The sequence below is a fragment of the uncultured Anaerotruncus sp. genome (assembly GCF_902490045.1).
Classification (GTDB): Bacteria; Bacillota; Clostridia; order Oscillospirales; family Ruminococcaceae; genus Anaerotruncus.
Genome location: NZ_CABUCJ010000148.1, coordinates 1 through 5,186, shown reverse-complemented (window position 1 = coordinate 5,186; position 5,186 = coordinate 1). Strand labels below are relative to the sequence as shown.

At 67.1% G+C, this 5,186-nt stretch carries 6 protein-coding genes; 3 read left to right on the top strand and 3 right to left on the bottom strand.

All coding sequences use genetic code 11. The features are described 5' to 3' along the window. Window positions 1-346, top strand: a 346-nt coding sequence (locus tag RDM88_RS11655; protein ID WP_308755001.1) for a pyridoxamine 5'-phosphate oxidase family protein, incomplete at its 5' end; no start/stop codon positions are given. Between the two features lie 41 nt (window positions 347-387). Here the strand turns inward: RDM88_RS11655 and RDM88_RS11650 are convergent. The 3 genes from RDM88_RS11650 to RDM88_RS11640 are packed head-to-tail and all read right to left on the bottom strand — an operon-like array spanning window position 388 to window position 4,034. Beyond that, a complete protein-coding gene (locus tag RDM88_RS11650) occupies window positions 388-3,171 on the bottom strand; it encodes an N-acetylmuramoyl-L-alanine amidase (RefSeq protein ID WP_308755000.1) in 2,784 nt (927 codons plus the stop codon). Between the two features lie 33 nt (window positions 3,172-3,204). Further along, a complete protein-coding gene (locus RDM88_RS11645; RefSeq protein ID WP_242970846.1) occupies window positions 3,205-3,423 on the bottom strand; it encodes a hypothetical protein in 219 nt (72 codons plus the stop codon). 59 nt (window positions 3,424-3,482) lie between these two features. Beyond that, complete coding sequence (locus tag RDM88_RS11640) at window positions 3,483-4,034, bottom strand: hypothetical protein (RefSeq protein ID WP_308754999.1); 552 nt, start codon at window positions 4,032-4,034, stop codon at window positions 3,483-3,485. On the opposite strand from RDM88_RS11640, the gene RDM88_RS11635 reads away from it, so the two are divergent. Both RDM88_RS11635 and RDM88_RS11630 read left to right on the top strand, forming a co-directional pair. Then, entirely contained in the window at window positions 3,961-4,485 is a 525-nt protein-coding gene (locus RDM88_RS11635) for a hypothetical protein (RefSeq protein WP_308754998.1), read from the top strand. The two genes, RDM88_RS11640 and RDM88_RS11635, sit on opposite strands and share 74 nt — an antisense overlap. 162 nt (window positions 4,486-4,647) lie before the next feature. Beyond that, window positions 4,648-4,947, top strand: a complete 300-nt coding sequence (locus RDM88_RS11630; RefSeq protein ID WP_308754997.1) for a YabP/YqfC family sporulation protein — start codon at window positions 4,648-4,650, stop codon at window positions 4,945-4,947. The last annotated feature ends 239 nt before the right edge of the window (window positions 4,948-5,186 follow it).

Below are 5,186 nucleotides of genomic sequence, written 5' to 3'. Positions count from 1 at the left end.
GGGCTTCCCCGAGATGAAGGCGATGCTTCCGCCCCGCCGCCGCGAGGGAATCCGCGGGCTGTGGTTCACCTCCAACACCTCCTCGATGCGCGCCGCCCATTACCGGGAAAACCCCAGGGCGTGCGCCTACTTCTGCGACCGGCGGTTCTTCCGCGGCGTAATGCTCAAGGGGCATATGGAGGTGCTCACCGACCCGGAGATCAAGCGGGAAATCTGGCGGGAGGGGGACGAGCGGTACTATCCCGGCGGGGTGGACGACCCCGACTACTGCGTCCTGCGCTTCACCGCCTTTTCGGGGCGGTACTACAGCAGCTTCCATTCGGAGGATTTCCCCGTGGAGGGATGAAAAAAGCGCCCGGCCATTTGGCCGGGCGCTTTTTGATGCTTTCAGGAGGCGAAGTACTGGACGACCGCGTCGGCGACGGCGCTGCCGTAGCGGTACATCGAAAACGCGTCGCAGATCTGCTGGTACTCGGCTGGGTTGGTGATGAAGCCCGATTCGAGCAGGATGGCGGGGCAGGCTGTCATCATCGTGACGCGGTAGTAGGAGCGCTCGACCGAACGCAGGCTGCGTCCGCTGTCCTCCGCGAGGCTCCGGCCCGTGAGCTCGGCGAGGCGCTGCGACTGGTCGTTCCAGTAGTAGACCTCGATGCCCGAGACGCCGACCGAATCGGCGGTGACGCCGAGCGAATTGTGGTGGCAGGAGATGAAGAGGTCCGCGTCGAACTGCTGGGAGAGCTCCATGCGCTCGTTGAGGGTCATCGTCTCGTCGTCGTGCAGCACGTGGACCGTCGCGCCGAGCGCCTCCAGGCGGCTCTGGGCCGCGTAGGCGTCCGCGAGGTTGAGGGTCTTTTCCCACGGGCCGCCGTCGCCCGCCACGCCCGCCGCGCCCGGGTCGGTGCCGCCGTGGCCCGGGTCGAGCACGACGGTCACGTCGGAGAGGGGCGTCGCGCTCAGGCGGTCGAACACGGGCCGTTCACGCAGATAGACGACCGTGTCGTTCCCGTCGAACTGGACGTCCCAGCCGCTCAGCGCCACTCCGTCGTTCAGGCGGAAGGTGAGGGTGACCGTGCCGTCGTCGCCGACCGACGATTCGACCGCCGAGCAGAGGGTGCTTTCGAGCATCGAGGTGTTCATCTTTTCAAAGCCCTCGAGGTGGTAGAAGGTGACGGTCACCGAATCCCCGTCCATGCTCCCGGTGAAGGCGGGACGCGCGGTGCCGCCGATCGTCAGCTTTTCCCCCTTGGGGGCCTTCGCCATCGCGATCGAGGCGACGGCGCTCTGCGCGGTGGCCGCGCCCTCGTCGACGTCGACGGCGGATTTGAGCACATAGCCGCCCGAGGAGAGGCGGTAATAGCCGCCGCCGGCGTTTTCGGTGATATAGTCGACGCAGTCCTTTTTGAGGATGGTGAGGTACTGCCCGTCGTCCGCCGCGTTCTTGTTGACGGGGACGATGAAGGTCTTCATCCGCGCGACGGGGACCGCCCCCCCGCCCGCGACATAGACCTCCCCGGCGGTCTGCTGGCTCGAATTGAGGCCCGCGTAGTTGAGGCGGTAGGTGACGGGGCCGATGTTCTTGACCTGTCCGGGCAGGGCGAGGGAGGAGACGTCGAGGGTCGCCTGGTAGGTGACGGCGACGCCGTTCTGCACCGCCGCGACCGGCTGGAGGACGGCGGTGAGCCCGCCGACCGCGGCGGTCACGGTGCCGCCGCCCGGCGCGGTGCAGGAGAGCTTGAGCAGCTGCCCCTCGAGCACCGCCTCCGGGCTGGCGGGATAGGCGCTCGATTTGACGATGGTGGAGATCGTGGTCACCTCGGACGGGTAGCTGCGGGTGATCGTCGCCGTTTTGCTGATCCCGCCCTGCGTGAAGGTGTAGGTGTTGGCGCCGTAGGACACGTCGACCAGGACGCCCCACAGTCCCTCGGACGAGCGTTCCAGCTCGCGCCCCTCAAAGAGGAGCGGCTGGGAGGGGTCGGAGGCGCCCATGATGTAATAGGTTCCCCAGGAGGGATCGGCGGTCACCGGTTCGGCCGGCCGGCCGATGGTCAGGGTTTTCTGGTAGCTGAGGTCGGGCATGCCGGAGGGCTCCTTCTGGCTGAAGGCGGCGGCCAGTGTATAGGCCGCCGTGCGCGACTCGGTGTCGAGGGAGCCGTAGTTGCTGATCACGATGCCGCCCGCGCCCGACTGCCGCTCAAGCCAGAGGCTGTTGTCGATCCCGTGGGAAAAGGCGGACGCGTCGTCCGCGCCGTGCAGCGGGTAGTAGGCGGCGCCTTTGGACTCGCAGAGGGCCTGCCAGCCCGACAGGAGGGCGGGCAGTTCGCCGGTGGAGACGCCGTCGAAGGTCGGCACGACGAAATCCAGATCGCCGCTTCCAAGCGGCGCGGAGAAGAGGTCGCGCGCGGATTCATCGCCCACCGCGCCGCCCGAGACGACGAGGCCGAGGCGCTGGGAATCCTTATGCCTGAGGGCGTCGTGCGCGTACCCGGCGGTTTTGGCGACGCAGGAGGCATAGTCCTTCACGTCGTCGAATACGCCCGAGTCGACGCCCGAGAGGACGACGCCTGCGACGTCATAGTTGGAGGTGAGCTCCGAGACGACCTTGCCCGCCAGCTTCTGCACGCCCGGCTCGGACGGGTCGAGGACGCCGTCCTTCACCCAGCCGGGATTTTTGGCGGCGGGGGAGGAGGCGGCCAGGCCGCCGGAGGCGACCGCGTAGGGGTTGACCACCGCGTAGACCTGGATGCCCCGCTCCCCGCATGCGTCGACGAGGTAGCCGAGCGGGTCGAAGAAAGCGAAGGAGCCCTGCTCGCCGGTGAGGAAGGCGCTCGAGGGCAGCACCGACGAGCGGTAGAGCGCGTCGCACTGGGGGACCGCCTCAAAGAAGACGGCGTTGTAGCCGTATTCGGCGGCGAAGTCCGCGATGGCGTCGAGCTGGCCGCGCAGCGCCTTGGCCGAAAGGTTGGGCGCGGAGGGGAAATCCGCGTTGCCGCGGGTGCGCACCGTCATCGCGCGCAGTTCGGGGGCGGTGGGCACGATTCCCCCGGAATAGCTCTTTGGGACGATCTCGCCGGTGAGCAGGTCGCTCGCCAGCAGCACCGTGAAGGTCGCGGCGATGATCGCCAGCGACACGAGCAGGGTGCGCGCGATCACATGCGTCCGTTTCGGTTTCATATGGGCAACATTCCTTCTATACGGTAGTGGGCGTCACAGCTCAAAGTCCGATTTGTCGAAGGCGGGCAGCGCGCGCGGACGCTTGGGAACCCGCTTGAGCGGCGCATAGCGGTAGCGCCGGCAGGAGGTGAACGGGGAGGTCACGCCCTTTTTTTCACACAGCACCGAACGCCCGTCCCGGGTGATGAACCCGTATTTGCAGTACTGGCAGGCGGGCGGGATCTCGTTGGAAAAGAGTCTCAGCTTACTCATGGAGCACCTCCGAAAGCACGATTTAACCTTATCATTATACAGGAACGGAGGAAAAATTTCTACTTGTAAAAATGAACATTTCGACGCCATTCGGGAAAGGCGAGGATCGAGCACATGCAGAGCAGGCAGAGGGCGGGCAGGACGGCCTGGGGGTCGGCGCGCGGGACGGGGGAGGAGAGGGAGGCGGACGCGGCGAGGACGGCGGGGGGCAGCCACCGCGCGAGGAGGGCGGCGAAAAGGGTGGTAAGCCCGCCGTGGAGCAGCCGGGAGCGGTAGAAGCGCCCGAACCGCACGCCGCAGCCGTCGGGGAAGCAGGAGCGCACCTGGAAGATGATGCTGAGGGAGGAGAAGGAGACGAGGAAGGCGCAGAGCAGAAAGCCCGCGCGCCCTCCCAGCGGGGCGGCCGCGATGCATCCGCCGGTGACTTCCAGAAGCCCGGCGAGCGCGGCGGCGAAAAAGGGTTCCCCCAGCGCGGGGAAGAGCCTCCCGAGCGCGCCCGCCAGCGCCCCGGTGAGCCCGACGGCGCGCAGCAGCGCGGTGACGGCCGCGAACGCGACGACAAAGGCGCAGATCGAAAGGATGCCCGAGGCGGCGGAGCGCACGGCGCTCACGAAGGCGCCGCGGGAGCTTGCGGGCGCGCGGGACGGCGAGGGAGGAGAGCACCTGCGCGCCGAGCAGCGCGAGCCCGGCCGCGCGGCTGCCGAGCATCCCCGCGCCGACGGCGGAGATGAGGAAGGAGGGCCCGGCGTTCACACAGCAGCAGAGGGCGCGATCGGCGGTTTCCCGGTCGATCTCCCGGTGCTCGAGCATGTCGGAGAGCATCCGCGCGCCGACCGGGAAGCCGCCCACGAAGCTCATGAGCAGCACCGCGCCGAGATTTTCCGGTATCCCGACCACCCGGCGGGTAAAGCCGCCCACCGCGCGGGAGAGCACCGCGCCCGCCTGTGTGGTAGCGATCAGCCCCGCGAGGACCATAAACGGGAAAAGGGAGGGGATGACGACCGCCGCGCAGCTCCCGAGCCCCGCGCGCACCCCCTCCGACACCTCCCCGGTCTTCCATAAAAGCCCGGCGGCGGCCGCCGCCGCGGATGCCGCCAACAGGTATTTTGCGCATTTCACGCGCCCACACCCCCGATTACATAAAAAACCGCTTTTTATAATATCTATGTACTGGTCCCCCGGCGGATGCACCCAAATTTGCCGCGGGGAGATGGGGGAAAATCGATGTTCGGAAGGAAGAAAGGAACGAAGGATCGCTATTCGATCGCTGACGCGGTGTCCCGCAGCCTCGAGCTGCCCGTCGACGTGCTCGAGGGGTTGCCGCAGGTGGAACTGCTCGGCAACCGCGAGGCCTATATTGAGCACTGCCAGGGGGTGCTCGAATACAACGACCAGATCGTCCGGCTCAACACCGGACGGATGATCCTCAAGTTCACCGGCCGCCGCCTCACCCTCAAATGCCTCAGCGGCGACAGCATGACGGTGCAGGGGTATTTTACCGCGCTGGAGTTCTCCACGGTCTGAGCCGTAAGACGGACGGGCCGGGAAACCGGCGCTTCGTACCGGAAAGCCCTGCCATTTTGCATACGGCGTGCCGGGATGGGAACCCCGCTGCGGCGGCCCCTCGGCCTGCCGAAATGGTTGTTGGATCAGGTCCCCGATTTTTGATGATTCCATGCTTTAAACCCGGCAAGCCCCGCCGCTCCGGAAGGGAGGGGGCGTGTGTGGGGGAACCGTAGGTTCCTACCGCACGTTGAGCGAGC

Excerpts from the sequence above, each read along its gene's own strand:
- RDM88_RS11645 (WP_242970846.1), bottom strand. The coding sequence starts at position 3,423 with ATGAGTAAGCTGAGACTCTTTTCCAACGAGATCCCGCCCGCCTGCCAG.
- RDM88_RS11650 (WP_308755000.1), bottom strand. The coding sequence starts at position 3,171 with ATGAAACCGAAACGGACGCATGTGATCGCGCGCACCCTGCTCGTGTCG.
- RDM88_RS11630 (WP_308754997.1), top strand. The coding sequence starts at position 4,648 with ATGTTCGGAAGGAAGAAAGGAACGAAGGATCGCTATTCGATCGCTGAC.